Source organism: Pseudomonas sp. WS 5051, from assembly GCF_012985715.1.
Lineage (GTDB): Bacteria > Pseudomonadota > Gammaproteobacteria > Pseudomonadales > Pseudomonadaceae > Aquipseudomonas > Aquipseudomonas bubulae.
The window spans coordinates 447,030-464,056 of record NZ_JAAQWV010000003.1; the positions used below are offsets into that span (position 1 = coordinate 447,030).

15 protein-coding genes are annotated in these 17,027 nt (G+C 57.7%); 7 read left to right on the forward strand and 8 right to left on the reverse strand.

Annotated elements, in window-relative coordinates; all coding sequences use genetic code 11:
* Window positions 1-153: 153 nt before the first annotated feature.
* The 4 genes from HBN79_RS06880 to HBN79_RS06895 form a co-directional block, all read right to left on the reverse strand.
* On the reverse strand, window positions 154-1,266 hold the full coding sequence (locus tag HBN79_RS06880; RefSeq protein ID WP_095017910.1) for a polyamine ABC transporter substrate-binding protein: 1,113 nt from the start codon (window positions 1,264-1,266) through the stop codon (window positions 154-156).
* A 184-nt stretch (window positions 1,267-1,450) separates the two neighbouring features.
* Window positions 1,451-2,815, reverse strand: coding sequence for an aspartate aminotransferase family protein (locus HBN79_RS06885; protein WP_094999615.1), 1,365 nt, complete (start codon window positions 2,813-2,815; stop codon window positions 1,451-1,453).
* Window positions 2,816-2,876: 61 nt separating this feature from the next.
* Window positions 2,877-4,235 (reverse strand): glutamine synthetase family protein, encoded by a 1,359-nt coding sequence (locus HBN79_RS06890; RefSeq protein WP_094999614.1) that lies wholly within the window; start codon window positions 4,233-4,235, stop codon window positions 2,877-2,879.
* A 36-nt stretch (window positions 4,236-4,271) separates the two neighbouring features.
* Window positions 4,272-5,048, reverse strand: a complete 777-nt coding sequence (locus tag HBN79_RS06895) for a gamma-glutamyl-gamma-aminobutyrate hydrolase family protein (protein ID WP_095017911.1) — start codon at window positions 5,046-5,048, stop codon at window positions 4,272-4,274.
* A 278-nt stretch (window positions 5,049-5,326) separates the two neighbouring features.
* Here HBN79_RS06895 and HBN79_RS06900 point away from each other — a divergent pair, with 278 nt between their 5' ends.
* Window positions 5,327-6,703: a glutamine synthetase family protein gene (locus HBN79_RS06900; RefSeq protein WP_094999612.1), complete on the forward strand. Its 1,377-nt coding sequence runs from the start codon at window positions 5,327-5,329 to the stop codon at window positions 6,701-6,703.
* 98 nt (window positions 6,704-6,801) lie between these two features.
* Complete coding sequence (locus HBN79_RS06905; protein ID WP_094999611.1) at window positions 6,802-7,449, forward strand: TetR/AcrR family transcriptional regulator; 648 nt, start codon at window positions 6,802-6,804, stop codon at window positions 7,447-7,449.
* Window positions 7,450-7,558: 109 nt separating this feature from the next.
* Here HBN79_RS06905 and tauD read toward each other — a convergent pair whose 3' ends face one another.
* The 4 genes from tauD to tauA are packed head-to-tail and all read right to left on the reverse strand — an operon-like array spanning window position 7,559 to window position 11,079.
* The gene (tauD, locus tag HBN79_RS06910) at window positions 7,559-8,392 is read right to left on the reverse strand and encodes a taurine dioxygenase (RefSeq protein WP_095017913.1); all 834 of its coding nucleotides are present in this window, start codon (window positions 8,390-8,392) and stop codon (window positions 7,559-7,561) included.
* A 49-nt stretch (window positions 8,393-8,441) separates the two neighbouring features.
* Window positions 8,442-9,278 (reverse strand): taurine ABC transporter permease TauC, encoded by an 837-nt coding sequence (gene tauC, locus HBN79_RS06915; RefSeq protein ID WP_094999609.1) that lies wholly within the window; start codon window positions 9,276-9,278, stop codon window positions 8,442-8,444.
* Window positions 9,275-10,069 carry a taurine ABC transporter ATP-binding subunit gene (tauB, locus tag HBN79_RS06920; protein ID WP_094999608.1) on the reverse strand — a complete coding sequence of 265 codons (795 nt, stop codon included), beginning with the start codon at window positions 10,067-10,069 and terminating at the stop codon, window positions 9,275-9,277. The genes tauC and tauB overlap by 4 nt, the downstream gene beginning before the upstream one ends.
* 26 nt (window positions 10,070-10,095) lie before the next feature.
* Complete coding sequence (gene tauA / locus HBN79_RS06925; protein WP_094999607.1) at window positions 10,096-11,079, reverse strand: taurine ABC transporter substrate-binding protein; 984 nt, start codon at window positions 11,077-11,079, stop codon at window positions 10,096-10,098.
* A gap of 499 nt (window positions 11,080-11,578) precedes the next feature.
* Between tauA and HBN79_RS06930 the strand changes: the two genes are divergently transcribed.
* The 5 genes from HBN79_RS06930 (at window position 11,579) to ssuD (ending at window position 17,022) form a co-directional block, all read left to right on the forward strand.
* Complete coding sequence (locus HBN79_RS06930) at window positions 11,579-12,940, forward strand: OprD family porin (RefSeq protein ID WP_095017914.1); 1,362 nt, start codon at window positions 11,579-11,581, stop codon at window positions 12,938-12,940.
* Between the two features lie 293 nt (window positions 12,941-13,233).
* Window positions 13,234-13,872 (forward strand): peroxiredoxin, encoded by a 639-nt coding sequence (locus HBN79_RS06935; RefSeq protein WP_169916471.1) that lies wholly within the window; start codon window positions 13,234-13,236, stop codon window positions 13,870-13,872.
* Window positions 13,873-14,181: 309 nt separating this feature from the next.
* Window positions 14,182-14,775: an NADPH-dependent FMN reductase gene (gene ssuE / locus HBN79_RS06940; RefSeq protein WP_094999605.1), complete on the forward strand. Its 594-nt coding sequence runs from the start codon at window positions 14,182-14,184 to the stop codon at window positions 14,773-14,775.
* 101 nt (window positions 14,776-14,876) lie between these two features.
* The gene (locus HBN79_RS06945; protein WP_095017915.1) at window positions 14,877-15,842 is read left to right on the forward strand and encodes a sulfonate ABC transporter substrate-binding protein; all 966 of its coding nucleotides are present in this window, start codon (window positions 14,877-14,879) and stop codon (window positions 15,840-15,842) included.
* Between the two features lie 31 nt (window positions 15,843-15,873).
* A complete protein-coding gene (gene ssuD / locus HBN79_RS06950; RefSeq protein WP_016782830.1) occupies window positions 15,874-17,022 on the forward strand; it encodes an FMNH2-dependent alkanesulfonate monooxygenase in 1,149 nt (382 codons plus the stop codon).
* Window positions 17,023-17,027 lie beyond the last annotated feature (5 nt).

Genomic DNA, 17,027 nt, shown 5'->3' on the forward strand with positions numbered 1-17,027 from the left:
TACCCTCGATAAACCTGCACAGCAAAGTTTTCCGCGAATAATTGCCCTAACACCTTGTTTTTCCGACCATTGCGCCGGTTTTTGTGAAACCGGAAGGCATCAGCCCTCCGGTCTCAATCGCAGCCTTCGGCAGCGGCTACAAGGGGCGAGGCGTTATTTACCGGACTTGATTTTGGTCCAGCTGCGCGTCAGCAACCGCAGGGTAGTCGGTGGCAAATCGCTGATGGCGTAGAGCTTGGCCTTCACTTCATCGGACGGGTAAATGCTCGGGTCGCCCGAGATATCTTTATTCACCAGCGGCGTTGCAGCCTTGTTACCGTTGGGGAAACGCACGCTGTTGGTGATTTCGGCCATCACTTCAGGCTGCATCAGATAATTCATCCAGGCATAGGCGGCGTCGACGTTCTCGGCATCCTTGGGAATGGCGACCATGTCATAGAAGCTGCCGGCACCTTCTTTAGGGATCGCGTACTTGAGCTTGACCTTGTCACCGGCCTCTTTGGCGCGGGAAATGGACTGTTCAAGGTCACCCGAGTAACCCACGGCCACGCAGATGTTGCCGTTGGCCAGGTCGGAGATGTACTTGGAGGAATGGAAGTAGCCGACCGAAGGGCGAATCTTCAGGAACAGCGCTTCGGCTTCAGCCAGTTGTTTCTTGTCTTGCGAATCGGTCGGGTAGCCCAGGTAGTGCAGGGCGGCCGGGATCATTTCGGTCGGCGAGTCGAGGAAGCTTATGCCGCAGCTTTTAAGCTTGGCAGCGTTCTCCGGCTTGAACAGCACGTCCCAGGAATCGATGGTGTCCACGCCCAGCGCGGCCTTGACCTTCTCCGGGTTGTAGCCGATGCCGATGGTGCCCCACATGTACGGGAACGCATGTTTGTTGTCTTTGTCGCTGGCATCGCCAACGGCCTTGAGCAACGCCGGGTCGAGGTTTTTCCAGTTGGGCAGCTTGGACTTGTCCAGCTCCTGGTAAACCCCGGCCTTGATCTGCTTGGCCAGGAAATTGTTGGAAGGCACGACGATGTCGTAGCCGGACTTGCCCGCCAGCAGCTTGGCCTCAAGGGTCTCGTTGCTGTCGAACACGTCGTAGACCACCTTGATACCGGTCTGGTCTTCGAATTTTTTAACCGTGTCCGGTGCGATGTAATCGGACCAGTTGTAGATGTGCAGAACCTTGTCTGCTGCTTGAGCTGCCCCGGCCATCACACCCATCAAGGAGAGGGCGAGAAGGGTCTTGCCAGCTTTTTTAAAACCTGATGCCTTCATCTGTAATGCTCCAATTGTTCTTTTAAACCACCGATTCAGCGACCTGATCTCAAGGTGACTAAAGCCGGCGGCTAGTCTGGCAAGATCCGGGGCAGGCTTTCAAGGGAAGAGCCTTGATTCTTAAGGCTCTGAGCGCAATTGCCTGCTTTAAAACAGCAGTTCTCCTGCGCTCAAAGCCTAGCAGTTAACCTTGCAAAGTTTCCAAGGTCAGATCCAGGCACTTACGCGCCTTGGTCACCAGCTCGTCGATCTCGTCCTTGCTGATCACCAATGGCGGCGAGATGATCATGGTGTCACCCACGGCACGCATGATCAGACCGTTATCAAAACAGAACTGCCGGCAGATCATGCCGACACCACGGCCTTCGTAACGCTTGCGTGTGGCTTTGTCCTGTACCAGCTCAATGGCACCCAGCATGCCCACACCACGCACTTCGCCCACCAACGGGTGATCGTTCAGTTCACGCAGACGCTTTTGCAAATACGGTGCCGTTTCGGCATGCACCTTCTCGACAATTTTTTCTTCGCGCAGGATGCGGATGTTTTCCAGTGCCACGGCGGCGGCTACCGGGTGACCCGAGTAGGTGAAGCCGTGGTTGAAATCGCCGCCCTCATTCAGCACCGCCACCACTTCGTCGCGCACGATCAGGCCGCCCATCGGGATGTAGCCCGAGGTCAGGCCCTTGGCGATGGTCATCATGTCCGGCTTGAGGTCGTAGAAATCACTGCCGAACCACTCGCCGGTGCGACCAAAACCACAAATCACTTCATCGGCCACGAACAGGATGTCGTACTTGGCCAGGATTTCCTTGATGCGTGGCCAGTAGGTGGCTGGCGGCACAATCACACCGCCCGCGCCCTGGATCGGCTCGGCAATAAAGGCACCGACAGTGTCGACGCCCAGTTCGAGGATTTTTTCTTCGAGCTGGTTGGCTGCCCAGATACCGAACTCTTCCGGGGACATATCGCCCCCTTCTCCGAACCAGTACGGTTGCGGGATGTGGGTAATGCCCGGAATCGGCAAATCGCCCTGTTCGTGCATGTAGGTCATGCCGCCCAGGCTGGCACCGGCCACGGTAGAACCGTGGTAGCCGTTTTTGCGGCTGATGATGGTCTTTTTATTCGGCTGGCCCTTGATCGCCCAGTAATGGCGAACCATGCGCAGCATGGTGTCGTTGCCCTCAGAGCCTGAGCCGGTGAAGAACACATGGTTCATGCCTTCAGGTGCGATCTCGGCGATGGCTTTGGACAGTTCAAGGACCGGCGGGTGGGCGGTCATGAAAAACAGGTTGTAGTACGGCAGTTCACGCATTTGCTTGCTGGCCGCTTCAGCCAGCTCGTCACGGCCATAGCCGATGGCAACACACCACAGGCCGGCCATGCCGTCGAGAATCTTGTGGCCTTCGCTGTCCCACAGGTACACGCCCTTGGCGTGAGTGATGATGCGTGGGCCGACTTCTTTCAACTGTTTGAAGTCACTGAACGGTGCCAGGTGGTGATCGTTGCTCAGTTGTTGCCATTCGAGGGTTTGCGGGTTCTTGTTGGTCATACGGCTCTCCTTTAGTCAGTAGAGGAGGGGCGGCGCCTTCCTGGCTCGCCCCTCCAGCGTGTCAGACGGCGAACAGCAGGAATTCCCGCTCCCACGAACTGATGACGCGCTTGAAGTTTTCATGTTCGGCACGTTTGACTGCCACGTAGCCGGTGATGAACTTGGTGCCCAGGTACTTCTCGACCGTCTTGCTGTTTTCCATACGCTCCAGGGCGTCTTCAATGGTCAACGGCAAGCGCAGGTTGCGGCGCTCGTACCCACGGCCCACTACCGGCGCACTCGGGTTGATGCCTTCGACCATGCCGATGTAGCCACACAGCAGGCTGGCGGCAATGGCCAGGTACGGGTTGGCATCGGCGCCCGGCAGGCGGTTTTCGACACGACGGTTCTGCGGCCCGGCATCCGGTACGCGCAGGCCCACGGTGCGGTTCTCCTCGCCCCACTCCACGTTTACCGGCGCCGAGGTATCAGGCAAGAAACGGCGGAACGAGTTCACATTCGGAGCAAACAGCGGCAACAGTTCTGGAATGAACTTCTGCAGCCCGCCGATGTGGTTCAGGAACAGGTCGCTCATGGTTCCATCTTCATTGGAGAAGATGTTTTTGCCGGTGTTGATATCGATGATGCTCTGGTGCAAATGCATGGCACTGCCAGGCTCGCCGGTCATCGGTTTGGCCATGAACGTGGCGGCGACATCGTGCTTGAGCGCGGCTTCGCGCATGGTGCGCTTGAACACCAGAATCTGGTCGGCCAGGGACAGTGCGTCGCCGTGACGGAAGTTGATTTCCATCTGCGCCGTGCCGTCTTCGTGGATCAACGTGTCCAGATCCAGCTTTTGCAGTTCGCACCAGTCGTATACGTCTTCGAACAACGGGTCGAATTCGTTGGCCGCTTCAATGGAGAAGGACTGACGACCGGTTTCCGGGCGGCCGGAGCGGCCCACAGGCGGCTGCAACGGGTAATCCGGGTCGTCACTGCGCTTGGTCAGGTAAAACTCCATCTCCGGCGCCACGATCGGCTGCCAGCCATGGTCGGCGTAGAGTTTGAGGACCTTTTTAAGCACGTTGCGCGGCGACAGCTCGATCGGGTTGCCCTGCTTGTCATAGGTGTCGTGAATCACCTGAGCAGTTGGCTCAATTGCCCACGGCACCACAAAGACTGCGTTCTGATCGGGACGGCAGACCATGTCGATGTCGGCCGGATCGAGGAGTTCGTAATAGATGTCGTCTTCGACATAGTCGCCCGTTACGGTTTGCAGCAATACGCTCTCGGGCAGGCGCATGCCCTTTTCGGCAATGAACTTGTTGGTCGGCGAGATCTTGCCGCGAGTAATCCCGGTAAGGTCGGCGATCATGCATTCGACTTCTGTGATCTTGTGGTCTTTCAACCAATCGGTGAGCTGGTCGAGGTTGTTACTCATAAATGCCTCTGGGCTGAGTGTCCTGACTTGAATAAGTCAGGCGTTTACTGACGCATCTGCGTCGCGTTGTGTTGCGCGCCGTCTGCAGGCATCTCCAAATGCCTGGAAGATGGCGAGGTAAATCGGGTTGGAGCTTACCTGCCATTCGGGGTGCCACTGAACCGCCAAAGCAAAAGCCTTGCCGTCTTTGACCGACACGGCTTCGACCAGACCGTCCGGTGCAAGGGCTTCTGCGCGTAAACCGGGGGCCAGGCGATCGATACCCTGGGTATGAATCGAGTTGACCTCGAACTCAGTGGGCAAGCCCAAAGCGGCCAACACTCCGCCGGGCTGGACGTGCATGGCGTGGCTCGGTGCATATTGCACCTCAACAGGGGCACTGGGGTCTTCGCGATGTTCGATAAAACCTTCGACTTCATGCAATTTCTGGTGAAGTGAGCCACCCAGAGCTACATTCAACTCCTGAAAGCCGCGGCAAATGCCGAGCACCGGAACGCCCGCTGCCAATGCAGCACGAATCAGGGGAAGGGTGGTGCGATCACGCTCGGGATCATGCAGCGTGTCTGGTGCGCTGGCGGGGCCGTGATACAAGTGGGGTTCAATATTGGAAGGCGACCCGGTAAAGAGCAGGCCGTCCAGACCGTCAATAATATCGGTCGGATCAATCAGTTCCGCCAGTGACGGAATGATCAGGGGCAAGCCTTTGGCGGCCACTGCAACTGCTCGCACGTACTTATCGCCAGTGATGTGATAAGGATGCAAACCGATCTGCTTGGTGCAGGCGGTGACGCCGATTAACGGCAGGCGTGACATGTAACACCCCGGTATTATTGCTGTTATGGGTTTGAATCGAGCTTAGCCTTGTTCATTTTTTTACACAACACCCCCGTAAAAAATACAACACGGCCCGCTCAAGCCTGCGGGCGCCACCCGTCAAAACAGAACAAATACGCCCCAAAAAGCGTCAAAAATGGCCTTCCGGCGCTTTTTCAGGGCAAAAAAGAGGCTGCTTGACTTCGGTATGCCGTTCGGGTTGACTGAATCCCGTAGCGCTCAATGATTGATATTTTTAACAACAAAGGTGTTGCATCATGTCGGTACCCCCGCGTGCCGTTCAGCTTAACGAAGCGAACGCGTTCCTTAAGGATCATCCTGAGGTTCTGTACGTAGACCTTCTCATTGCGGATATGAATGGTGTGGTGCGCGGCAAGCGCATCGAACGCACCAGCCTGCACAAGGTTTACGAGAAAGGCATCAACCTGCCTGCCTCTCTGTTTGCACTGGATATCAATGGCTCAACGGTGGAAAGCACCGGCCTGGGTCTGGATATCGGTGACGCAGACAGAATCTGTTATCCCATCCCCGACACCCTGTGCAACGAACCCTGGCAAAAGCGCCCTACCGCGCAACTGCTGATGACGATGCACGAACTTGAAGGTGAACCTTTCTTCGCCGACCCTCGCGAAGTACTGCGTCAAGTTGTTACCAAATTTGACGAGCTGGGCCTGACCATTTGTGCCGCTTTCGAGCTGGAGTTCTACCTGATCGACCAGGAGAACGTTAACGGTCGCCCGCAGCCACCCCGTTCGCCGATCTCCGGCAAACGCCCGCATTCGACTCAGGTTTACCTGATCGACGACCTCGATGAATACGTCGACTGCCTCCAGGACATTCTGGAAGGTGCCAAAGAGCAAGGCATCCCGGCTGACGCCATCGTTAAAGAAAGTGCCCCGGCGCAGTTCGAAGTGAACCTGCACCACGTTGCCGACCCCATCAAGGCCTGCGACTACGCGGTACTGCTCAAGCGTCTGATCAAAAACATCGCCTACGACCATGAGATGGACACCACATTCATGGCCAAGCCTTATCCGGGCCAGGCGGGCAACGGGCTACACGTTCATATTTCGATTCTGGACAAAGACGGCAAAAATATTTTTGCCAGCGAGGATCCCGAGCAGAACGCCGCATTGCGTCACGCGATCGGCGGTGTGCTCGAGACCCTACCGGCACAGATGGCGTTCCTTTGCCCCAACGTGAACTCCTACCGTCGTTTCGGCGCACAGTTCTATGTGCCCAACTCGCCGTGCTGGGGCCTGGACAACCGTACCGTGGCCATTCGCGTCCCGACCGGCTCGGCCGACTCGGTACGGATCGAACACCGGGTTGCCGGTGCCGATGCCAACCCGTATCTGTTGATGGCCTCTGTGCTGGCCGGTGTTCACCACGGTCTGACCAACAAGATCGAACCGGGCGCACCCGTCGAAGGCAACAGCTACGAGCAAAACGAGCAAAGCCTGCCGAACAACCTGCGCGATGCATTGCGTGAGCTGGATGACAGCGAAGTGATGGCCAAATATATCGACCCGAAATACATCGATATTTTTGTCGCCTGTAAAGAGAGCGAGCTGGAAGAGTTTGAACACTCCATCTCCGATCTCGAATACAACTGGTACTTGCATACCGTGTAAGCGATTGCAGTCCACGAAAAACGCCGCCGGCCTTACAGCCCGCGGCGTTTTTTCATGCTCACAGGTCTACAATGCCGGCTGCCCTTGAGGAGACGCTGATGTCCAGCCGCGCCACACCCCGAAAGCCACGCGCTCGCAGCCAGGGCCGCATCGACACGATACTTGACGCTGCCCGCACGCTGCTGACGGCGCAGGGCGTATCCAGCCTGTCGATTTACAACGTGGCAGAGCACGCACAAATCCCGCCGTCGTCGGTTTATCACTTTTTCGCGGGCGTACCCGCGCTCCTTGAGGCGCTGACCGGTGATATTCACGCAGCCTTCCGCGCCTGTCTGCAGGCGCCGATCGAGCATGATGCGTTGAAAGACTGGCGCGATCTTTCGCACATTGTTGAACACCGAATGCTGACGATCTACAACGAAGATGCAGCCGCCCGGCAGTTAATTCTCGCCCAGCATGGCCTTACCGAAGTCACACAAGCCGACCGCCAGCACGACCTTGAGCTGGGGCAATTGATGCACGCGCTGTTTATGCGCCACTTTGAATTGCCAGCACTGCCACAGGACGTGGACGTGTTTGCCCTGGCGATGGAGCTGGGCGACCGCGTGTATGCACGCTCCATCCAGCTGCACGACAGCATCACCCCGCGTATGGCCGAAGAAGGCATGCGCGTGGTGGATGCTTATCTGGGGTTGTATTTGCCGCCGTTTTTGCCGAAACGCAAGAGCCCGACGGTAAACCTGTAGATACTCTGTTGCAGGTCAAGCCCTATTGTGGGAGCGAGCAGGCTCGCTCCCACAGTTGCAGTGTTCATGCCGCTGCGCTCGTCAGCGGCTACACGTCATCCCGCGCTCATCAGAACGGAGCATCACCCAAAATCGTTGCACGGTGCATCACACGGCGGTTCGGACGGTAATCGTCCACGGCGTAATGCTGGGTTACGCGGTTATCCCAAAACGCCACATCGTTCTCCTGCCAGCGCCAGCGAATGGTGTATTCCGGGCGGGTGGCATGGGCAAACAGCAACTTCAGGATCGCTTCGCTCTCTGCTTCAGACAGTTCATTGATGCGCGTGGTGAAACCTTCGTTGACGAACAACGACTTGCGCCCGCTTACCGGGTGGGTGCGGATAACCGGGTGCGACAGCGGCGGGTTATTTTTGCGGGTCTGTTCCCAGCGTGCCAAATCTTCCGGGGTCGAACCAAAGCGCTCCAGCGGGAATGACTTGGTGAAATCGTGCGTTGCGGTCAGCCCATCGAGCAGCACCTGCAACGGTTTCGACAACCCTTCAAAAGCGGCAATACCGGCTGCCCACAACGTGTCACCACCAAAAGCCGGCAGTTGCTTGGCACTCAATACCGCGCCCATGGCCGGGGTTGGCAAAAAGGTCACGTCGGTGTGCCATACCGCGTTGTCACGCACGTCAGTCACGGCGGTGTCCAGCACCAGCACTTCCGGCTGGCCAGGCACGTTGGGGTAGATCGGGTGAATATGCAGGTCGCCAAAATTGGCGGCAAAACGGGCCTGCTGCTGCGGTGTAATCGACTGGTTCTTGAAAAACACCACATGATGCTCAAGCAATGCTTGCTCGATGGCATCACGGTGCTCAAGGCTCAGCGGTTGAGTCAGGTCGACACCCTCAATCTGGGCGCCCAGGGCAGAGCTAATCGGGGTAATGGTCAGGCTCATGATCTCTCTCTTAATCAGCGCGCCGATTAATCAGCGTCGAGTTCTGTTGTTAGTGAGCCTGGCCGTGCCACGGCACCAGCTTGCGTTGCAGGGCGCGCAGGCCCATTTCCATGGCAAAGGCGATGATGGCTATCACCAGAATCCCCAGTACCACCACATCGGTCACCAGGAACTGCGCGGCGGACTGCACCATAAAACCCAGGCCACTGGTGGCGGCGATCAGTTCGGCGGCCACCAGCGTCGACCAGCCCACGCCCAGACCGATACGCACACCGGTCAAGATATCCGGCAAGGCGCTCGGCAAAATCACATGGCGAATCAACTGCCAGCGCGTCGCACCCAACGACTGCGCAGCACGGACCTTGGCCGGGTCAACGGTACGCACGCCGGTGGCGGTGGCAATCGCGATCGGGGCGAAAATCGCCAGGTAAATCAGCAGCACTTTCGACAGCTCGCCAATACCGCACCAGATCACGATCAGTGGCAAATAGGCCAATGGCGGGATTGGGCGATAGAACTCGATCAGCGGATCGAAAATCCCCCGCGCAATGCGGTTGTGGCCAATGGCGATGCCCACCGGCACTGCTGTCAGAATCGCAAAGCCCAGACCCAGGCCGATACGGCTCAAGCTCGCGCCCAGGTGCTGCCACAGGGTGGAATCCATATAGCCCGTGGTCGCCAGCAGCCAGCCTTTTTGCAACACGGCAGAGGGCGGCGGCAGAAACAGGGGTTCAATCAGCCCGGCAGCGGTAACGGCCCACCATACGGCGATCAGGGTGACGAGGGTCAGCACGCTGATCCAGCGTGTGCTCAGGCTGCGCTTGACCGGGCGTGGGGTGTGGGGCGCGGCAACCGGGTTGGCGGCGACTGCTTCATAACTGCTCATGCGCGCTCCTGCCGCTGGGCGGCACCGCGTTGTGAAAACACGCGATCAAGCACGTGCTCACGGGTTTCAATAAAGCGAGGGTCGGACTTGATCGAACGTGCCGATTCGCCAGCGTTGTAGCGCTGGCCAAAATCCAGGCTCAGACGCTCAACAATGCGGCCGGGGTTGGGCGCCAGCAAAATCAGGTCAGTGGCCAGAAACACCGCTTCTTCAATGTCGTGGGTAATCAGAAATACCGGCTTGTCGGTACGTCGGCACACTTGCAGCAACAGTTCCTGCATCTGCTCACGGGTGAACGCATCGAGGGCACCGAAGGGCTCATCCATCAGCAATACGCGAGGGTCGGCAGCCAGCGCGCGGGCCAGGCCCACCCGCTGTTTTTGACCGCCAGACAGCTCCCATACGCGGCGCTTTTCAAAGCCGGACAAATCCACCAGCGAAAGCATTTCACGGGCACGGGCTTCGCGCTTGTCCCGTGGCACACCGGCCAGTTCAAGGCCGAAAGCCACGTTGGCCAGTACGTCTTGCCAGGGCAGCAACACATCATCCTGAAACACCACACCGCGCTCGGCACTCGGGCCGTGGACGGGTACGTTGTCGAGGGTAATTCGACCAGCGCTGGGCTCGACGAAGCCAGCGATCAGGTTCAACAAGGAGGTCTTGCCGCTGCCCGACGGGCCAAGTGCGACCAGCAGTTGCTGTGGCCCGAGGCTGACGGAAATATCCGACAGCACCGGCTCAGCGGCGCCCGGGTACTGTGCGCTGATGCGCTCCAGTGTTAACAAGGCCATGACGGTCGACTCCTCAGCGGCGTTGATTATTGAGTAACAAAAGTGGCGTTGACCGACGGCGCGTAGTCCGGCAGTACAGCGTCGACTTTTTTCTGCTCTTTCAGGAAGGCAGCAGTGTCGGCCAGGGCTTTGGTAGTCGGTGCGCCCAGCAATACCACCTGATCAGCCGCCAACGGGTAGACGTTGCCTTGCAGCAGCAGCGGGATATCGGCCGCCTTGGCGCCCGAGAGCTTCACAACCTTGTCGATATTGCCCTGATTGGCCAGCCAGGCTTTAGGGTCCTTGTGGTAGTCGGCGTAGGCATCCAGAGTCACTTTGGCGAACTGCTTAACGACTTCCGGGTGCTTGGCGGCGTAGTCCTTGCGCACGATCCAGGCATCAAAAGTCGGCGCACCGAGCTTGCCCAGCTCACCGGAAGTGATCAGCACTTTGCCGTTCTCTTTGGCAGTGCCCAAAGCCGGGTCCCATACGTAGGTGGCGTCAATATCGCCACGCTTCCAGGCCGCGACAATGGCAGGCGGTGCGAGATTCAGAATCTGTACTTTCGAAGGGTCGATGTTCCAGTGCTTCAATGCAGCCAGCAGGCTGTAGTGACCGGTGGACACAAACGGCACGGCTACTTTTTTGCCGACCAGGTCCTGCGGGCCGTTGATACCGGAGCCGTTGCGGGCGACCAGGGCTTCAGAACCGCCCAACTGAGTGGCGATCAAAAAGGTTTCGACCGGTACGTTACGGGTCACGGCGGCGGTGAGCGGGCTCGAACCCAGGTAGGCAATCTGCACATCACCCGAGGCAATGGCCGCAATGATGTCTGCGCCGTTATCGAATTTGCGCCAGTTGATCTTGGCGTCAGTGGCTTTTTCGTAAGCACCGTCGGCCTGGGCGACTTTGGCCGGGTCAACGGTGGTTTGGTAAGCCACGGTGACATCCGAGCTGGCAGCCTGCGCGAAGAAGCTGGCACCCGCCAGAGACAAAGCAGCCAAAAGGCGTAGGGGAGAGTGCAGTTTCATCAGGTAGCTCCTCGGCAGGTGGCCGGATATCGGCTGGATGCGAGGTTAAATGATCTAAGAATCAGTAAATAAATAACTTTTAAGCATTAGCTTATGTAGTTACGCAACATACAGGCGCGCACCCGCGCCCTAACTGCCAGGGCGTTTTAGCCAGCGGGTGATTAGGTCGAGTGTTTAATAACCAAAGGCTATTAAAAGATTCATGAAATTATGTTTAGAAATTAGACAAAAGACCGATAGCATTCCCACGCGCGCGTGTAGGAGAAACCCTGCTATATGCCTATTTGATCTGAAAAGATCAGAAACAATTCTTTTTAGGTTTATTAAATAGTCATTAATCTGCGCACAAACGACGAATGATTAGACAAAGGTCGTAGCCATGATGGGTTGCGATTGACTTGCCGGTCACCGTCTGGCGCTAATCGCGCATCTGCAGCACCCAGGCATCAGATCCGGGGCTGAGGAACTACAAAAATTAGAAACGCAAAGGAGCAACACAATGCACAAGTCCACCTTGGCCATCGCTGTGGCCGTAGGATTGTTGGCACAACAAGCCAGCGCTGCCGGCTTTATCGAAGACAGCAAGGCCACGCTGAAGCTGCGTAACTTCTATATCAATAACGATAACCGTGACTCGGGCACCAAAGCTGCCGGTGCGCAAAGCAAGACTGAAGAATGGGGCCAGGGCTTCCAGCTGGACTTCACTTCGGGGTTCACCCAGGGCACAGTCGGTTTCGGTATTGATGCCATTGGCCTGTTGGGCGTCAAGCTCGACTCCAGCGCTGGCAAACACGGCAACCCTAACGGCGCAAACTATGGCGGTTCGGTGTTCCCAAGCGATGGCAACCACGCTGTAGACGATTTCTCCAGCCTGGGCCTGACCGCAAAAGCCAAGGTGTCCCAGACCGAACTGCGCATCGGTACCCTGCAGCCTAAACTGCCGGTTATCGTTAGCAACGACGGTCGCATGCTGCCGCAAACCTTCCAGGGTGGCCAGATCACTTCCAGCGAATTCAAGGACCTGACCTTCACCGGCGGCCAGATCGAGCACGCCAAGGGCCGTAACTCGAGCAACAACGAAGGCCTGTCGATTGCCGGCGCGAACAATTCCATTACGGGCAAGTTCGTTAACAAGTTCTACTACGGCGGTGTGGACTACAAGGTCAACAAAGACCTGTTGCTGCAGTACTACTACGGCAACCTGGAAGATTTCTACAAACAAAACTTCCTGGGCCTGGTTCACAACTGGTCCATCGGTCCGGGCGTGTTGAAATCTGACCTGCGCTACTTCAACAGCACCGACGACGGCAAGAACGGCCACGACTCTGCGTATTACACCACCGGTGATTACGCCAACAGCTCTGCAGGTAGCGGCAAGGGCAAGGTCGACAACAACCTGATCAGCGGCCTGTTCCTGTACACCGTTGAAGGTCACACCTTTGGTGGCGGTTATCAGGTGAGTAACGGCAGCAGCGACTTCCCGTTCCTGAACCAGGGCGACGGTGCATCGGCGTACATCCCTACCGATATGCAGATCTCGAAGTTCGCCCGTGCTGGCGAGCGTACCTGGCAGGCGCGTTACTCGTATGACTTCGCCAAAGTCGGCGTACCTGGCCTGACGGCGGGCGCGGTTTACCTGCGTGGCGACAATATCGACACCTACAACAGCAAAAATGTGCAAACCAGCAATGGCTCTTCCGAGTGGGAACGCGATATCACCGTGGCTTACGTGATCCAGGAAGGCACGCTGAAAAATCTGGGCTTCATGTGGAAAAACGCCATGTGGCGCAACGATATTGCTGGCCAGCGCGACCAGGACGAAAACCGTCTGATCGTGAGCTACTCGATCCCGTTGCTGTAAGCGTGATTTAGTACAAAGTAAGAAAAATCCTGCCCGGCGCAATGCCGGGCAGGGTGTTTACCGAAGACCTCAACGGTCAATTCGCAACACATTAATAGTCGCAGCTCCCTGCCGCTCCCCTTGCCTAAACCAGAACCCACAGTGGCCCCACGCCTGGGCTGCGTCCAATGAAACAGTTTTTAATATCTCTTTTTGTTCTAATCAAATCGATATTTATTCTTTTTAATTAGCTCCAGAGGCAGGCAGAGTGGCTCCATCACGCCCCGCCATTGCCAATAAAAAGGAGCTGCACCATGAGCCTCAGACTCGGCGACATCGCCCCCGATTTCGAACAGGATTCCAGCGCCGGCAAGATCCGTTTCCATGAATGGCTGGGCGACAGCTGGGGCGTGTTGTTTTCGCACCCGGCGGACTTCACCCCGGTGTGCACCACCGAACTGGGCTTCACCGCCAAGCTCAAGGACGAGTTTGCCAAGCGCGGCGTCAAAGCCATCGCACTGTCGGTAGACCCGGTGGATTCGCACCACAAGTGGATCGAAGACATCAACGAAACCCAGAATACCCTGGTCAACTTCCCGATCCTGGCCGATGCCGATCGCAAGGTGTCTGACCTCTACGACCTGATTCACCCCAATGCCAGCGACACCCTGACCGTGCGCTCGTTGTTCGTAATTGATCCGAACAAAAAAATCCGTCTGACCATTACCTACCCGGCCAGCACCGGTCGCAACTTCAACGAAATTTTGCGGGTGATCGACTCGTTGCAACTGACCGACAGCCACAAAGTGGCCACCCCGGCCAACTGGCAGGACGGTGACGAGGTCGTGATCGTGCCGTCGCTCAAGGACGAAGACGAAATCAAGCGTCGCTTCCCCAAGGGCTACCGCGCCGTTAAGCCCTACCTGCGCCTGACGCCGCAGCCGAACAAGTAAAACCAACCTCATACCCTGTGGGAGCGGGCTTGCTCGCGATGATGGCGCCGCGGTTTTTTCTGATACACCGCGCCGATCCCATCGCGAGCAAGCCCGCTCCCACAAACATGCAACCGTGTCTTCAACAGGGTTTTTGGCCGTTTCGACGGCCTTTTTTTGCTTTCGATTTAACAAAAAGGCATATGCATTTTAAGAATAAACAAATGAATAAATATGATTTATAGATATATAAATCACCTGTTATGGTCTGTTCACTCAAGCGAAAACGCTGACAGCGAATTGCACATATTCATTCAAGGAAACGTCTAGATGCTGGTCGTGACACTCGGAGGAAGCCCAAGCCAACGTTCCCGCTCAGGAGTGTTGCTGGACCACGCCAAACGCTGGCTCAACCAGCAAGGCGTTGAAGTGGTGAGCTATCAGGTACGCGACTTTCCGGCCGAGGACTTGCTGCACGCACGCTTCGACAGCCCGAAAATCATCGACCTGTTGCAACAGATCGAAAACGCCGATGGCCTGGTGATTGCCACCCCGGTGTACAAAGCCTCGTTCAGCGGCGCGCTGAAAACCGTGCTCGACCTGCTGCCCGAACGCGCCCTGAGCCACAAAGTGGTACTGCCTATCGCCACCGGTGGCAGCATCGCCCACATGCTGGCCGTGGACTACGCCCTCAAGCCAGTACTGTCGGCACTCAAGGCCCAGGAAATGCTTCAGGGCATTTTTGCCGAAGACAGCCAGATTGCTTACGGCGAAGGCGGCGCACAAGCGCAACTGGTGCCGATTCTGGAACAGCGCCTGCAAGAGTCACTCGAACAGTTCTACAGCGCCCTGGCGCGACGCCCCAAGCCTCTGGACCCGAGCATCCTCAACGAGCGTCTGGTGACGGCTCGCTGGAGTATCTGAAACAGCATTTTTCCCACCGATAAAAGCTCCACCACCTTACTGATCCGCTAACGGCCCAGCAGGTGCTACCCGAATCCCGAACAACAAAAAAGGAGAGCGCCATGCGCCCTGTCATTTTGCGTCGTGGTCTGGTCGCACTCTTAGCTGCGGCTGTGTCCTTCGGTGCTGTTACCCAGGCCCAAGCCGATACCCTGCGCATCGGCTATCAGAAATACGGCACGCTGATGCTGCTCAAGGCCAAAGGCACGCTGGACAAGCGCCTGGCCGAGCAGGGCGTTGACGTGCAATGGACCGAATTCCCCGGTGGCCCGCAATTGCTTGAAGGCCTGAACGTGGGCTCCATCGACTTCGGCGTGACCGGCGAAACCCCGCCCGTGTTCGCCCAGGCCGCCGGCGCCGACTTGCTCTACGTCGCCTACGAGCCACCAGCCCCCACCAGCGAAGCGATTCTGGTGCCCAAGGATTCGACCATCACCTCGGTCAAAGACCTCAAAGGCAAAAAAGTCGTCCTCAACAAAGGCTCCAACGTGCACTACCTGCTGGTGCGCGCCCTTGAAGACGCCGGCCTTAAATACACCGATATCCAGACCGTGTTCCTGCCCCCCGCCGATGCCCGTGCTGCCTTTGAACGCGGCAGTGTCGATGCCTGGGTAATCTGGGACCCGTACCAGGCAGCCGCCGAACAACAGCTGCAAGCGCGCACCCTGCGTGACGCCAGTGGCATCGCTGATAATCATCAGTTCTATCTGGCTACCAAGCCTTATGCCGAACAGCACCCCAAGGTGATCGAAACCCTGGTCGATGAAGTACGCACTATTGGCGAATGGGCCAAGGCCCACCCCGAGGACGTGACAAAACAAGTCGCACCACTGCTGGGCCTGTCTCCTGAGATCACCCTCACGGCGGTCAAGCGCCAAGGCTACGGCGCACAGTTTCTGACCCCGGAAGTGGTCAACGCGCAGCAAAAAATCGCCGACAGTTTTTACCAGCTCAAGCTGATCCCCAAGCCGCTGGTTGTGAAAGACGTGATCTGGACGCCCCCGGCCAATCTGGCCAAAGCCAACTAACGCTTGCTGCCCCTAATTAGGAGACCACTCCATGAGCCTCAATATTTTCTGGTTCCTGCCTACCCACGGTGATGGCCATTACCTTGGCACCTCCGAAGGCGCCCGCGCCGTTGACTACGGTTACCTGCAACAAGTCGCGCAGGCTGCTGACCGCCTGGGCTTTGGCGGGGTACTGATTCCTACAGGTCGTTCGTGCGAAGACTCATGGCTGGTGGCGGCATCGCTGATTCCGGTAACCCAGCGCCTGAAATTTCTCGTAGCCCTGCGCCCGGGCATTGTGTCGCCCACCGTTGCAGCGCGTCAGGCCGCGACCCTGGACCGTTTGTCCGGTGGCCGCGCCCTGTTCAACCTGGTCACCGGCGGCGACCCGGAAGAGCTGGCCGGTGATGGTTTGTTCCTCAGCCACGAAGAGCGTTATCAGGCCTCGGTAGAGTTCACCCGCATCTGGCGCCGTGTGCTTGAAGGCGAAACCGTGGACTACGATGGTGAACACATCACCGTCAAAGGCGCCAAGCTGCTTTACCCGCCGATTCAGCAACCGCGGCCACCGCTGTATTTCGGCGGGTCTTCGGAAGCCGCACAGGATCTGGCCGCCGAACAAGTGGAAATGGTTCTGACCTGGGGCGAGCCACCGGCTGCCGTTGCAGAAAAAATCGAACAGGTGCGCGCCAAGGCCGCCAAATTGGGCCGCACAGTACGTTTCGGCATTCGTTTGCACGTAATTGTGCGTGAAACCAACGAGGAGGCTTGGAAGGCCGCCGACAAACTGATCTCGCATCTGGACGACGACACCATCGCCCGTGCCCAGGCCTCGCTGTCGCGCTTTGACTCGGTGGGCCAGCAGCGTATGGCCGCCCTGCACGGCGGCAGCCGCGACAACCTCGAAGTCAGCCCTAACCTGTGGGCAGGCGTGGGCCTGGTACGGGGCGGCGCTGGTACGGCGCTGGTCGGGGATGGTCCGACCGTGGCCGCACGGGTTCAGGAATACGCCGACCTGGGCATCGACACCTTTATTTTCTCCGGTTACCCGCACCTGGAAGAGTCCTACCGTGTGGCCGAGTTGTTGTTCCCGCACCTGGATATCGAACGCCCGGAACTGCCAAAAAGTGCAGGCTACGTGAGCCCGTTTGGCGAAATGGTCGCCAATGACATCCTCCCTAAAGCCGCGTCGCAGAGCTGAGGTCG

Bases quoted from the DNA above. Each gene is read 5' to 3' on its own strand.
- HBN79_RS06900 (WP_094999612.1), top strand. From the start codon at position 5,327: ATGTCGGTACCCCCGCGTGCCGTTCAGCTTAACGAAGCGAACGCGTTC.
- ssuE (WP_094999605.1), top strand. From the start codon at position 14,182: ATGCTGGTCGTGACACTCGGAGGAAGCCCAAGCCAACGTTCCCGCTCA.
- HBN79_RS06890 (WP_094999614.1), bottom strand. From the start codon at position 4,235: ATGAGTAACAACCTCGACCAGCTCACCGATTGGTTGAAAGACCACAAG.
- HBN79_RS06885 (WP_094999615.1), bottom strand. From the start codon at position 2,815: ATGACCAACAAGAACCCGCAAACCCTCGAATGGCAACAACTGAGCAAC.
- HBN79_RS06945 (WP_095017915.1), top strand. From the start codon at position 14,877: ATGCGCCCTGTCATTTTGCGTCGTGGTCTGGTCGCACTCTTAGCTGCG.
- tauB (WP_094999608.1), bottom strand. From the start codon at position 10,069: ATGGCCTTGTTAACACTGGAGCGCATCAGCGCACAGTACCCGGGCGCC.
- tauD (WP_095017913.1), bottom strand. From the start codon at position 8,392: ATGAGCCTGACCATTACCCCGATTAGCTCTGCCCTGGGCGCCCAGATT.
- HBN79_RS06895 (WP_095017911.1), bottom strand. From the start codon at position 5,048: ATGTCACGCCTGCCGTTAATCGGCGTCACCGCCTGCACCAAGCAGATC.
- HBN79_RS06880 (WP_095017910.1), bottom strand. From the start codon at position 1,266: ATGAAGGCATCAGGTTTTAAAAAAGCTGGCAAGACCCTTCTCGCCCTC.
- tauC (WP_094999609.1), bottom strand. From the start codon at position 9,278: ATGAGCAGTTATGAAGCAGTCGCCGCCAACCCGGTTGCCGCGCCCCAC.
- HBN79_RS06905 (WP_094999611.1), top strand. From the start codon at position 6,802: ATGTCCAGCCGCGCCACACCCCGAAAGCCACGCGCTCGCAGCCAGGGC.
- ssuD (WP_016782830.1), top strand. From the start codon at position 15,874: ATGAGCCTCAATATTTTCTGGTTCCTGCCTACCCACGGTGATGGCCAT.
- HBN79_RS06930 (WP_095017914.1), top strand. From the start codon at position 11,579: ATGCACAAGTCCACCTTGGCCATCGCTGTGGCCGTAGGATTGTTGGCA.
- HBN79_RS06935 (WP_169916471.1), top strand. From the start codon at position 13,234: ATGAGCCTCAGACTCGGCGACATCGCCCCCGATTTCGAACAGGATTCC.
- tauA (WP_094999607.1), bottom strand. From the start codon at position 11,079: ATGAAACTGCACTCTCCCCTACGCCTTTTGGCTGCTTTGTCTCTGGCG.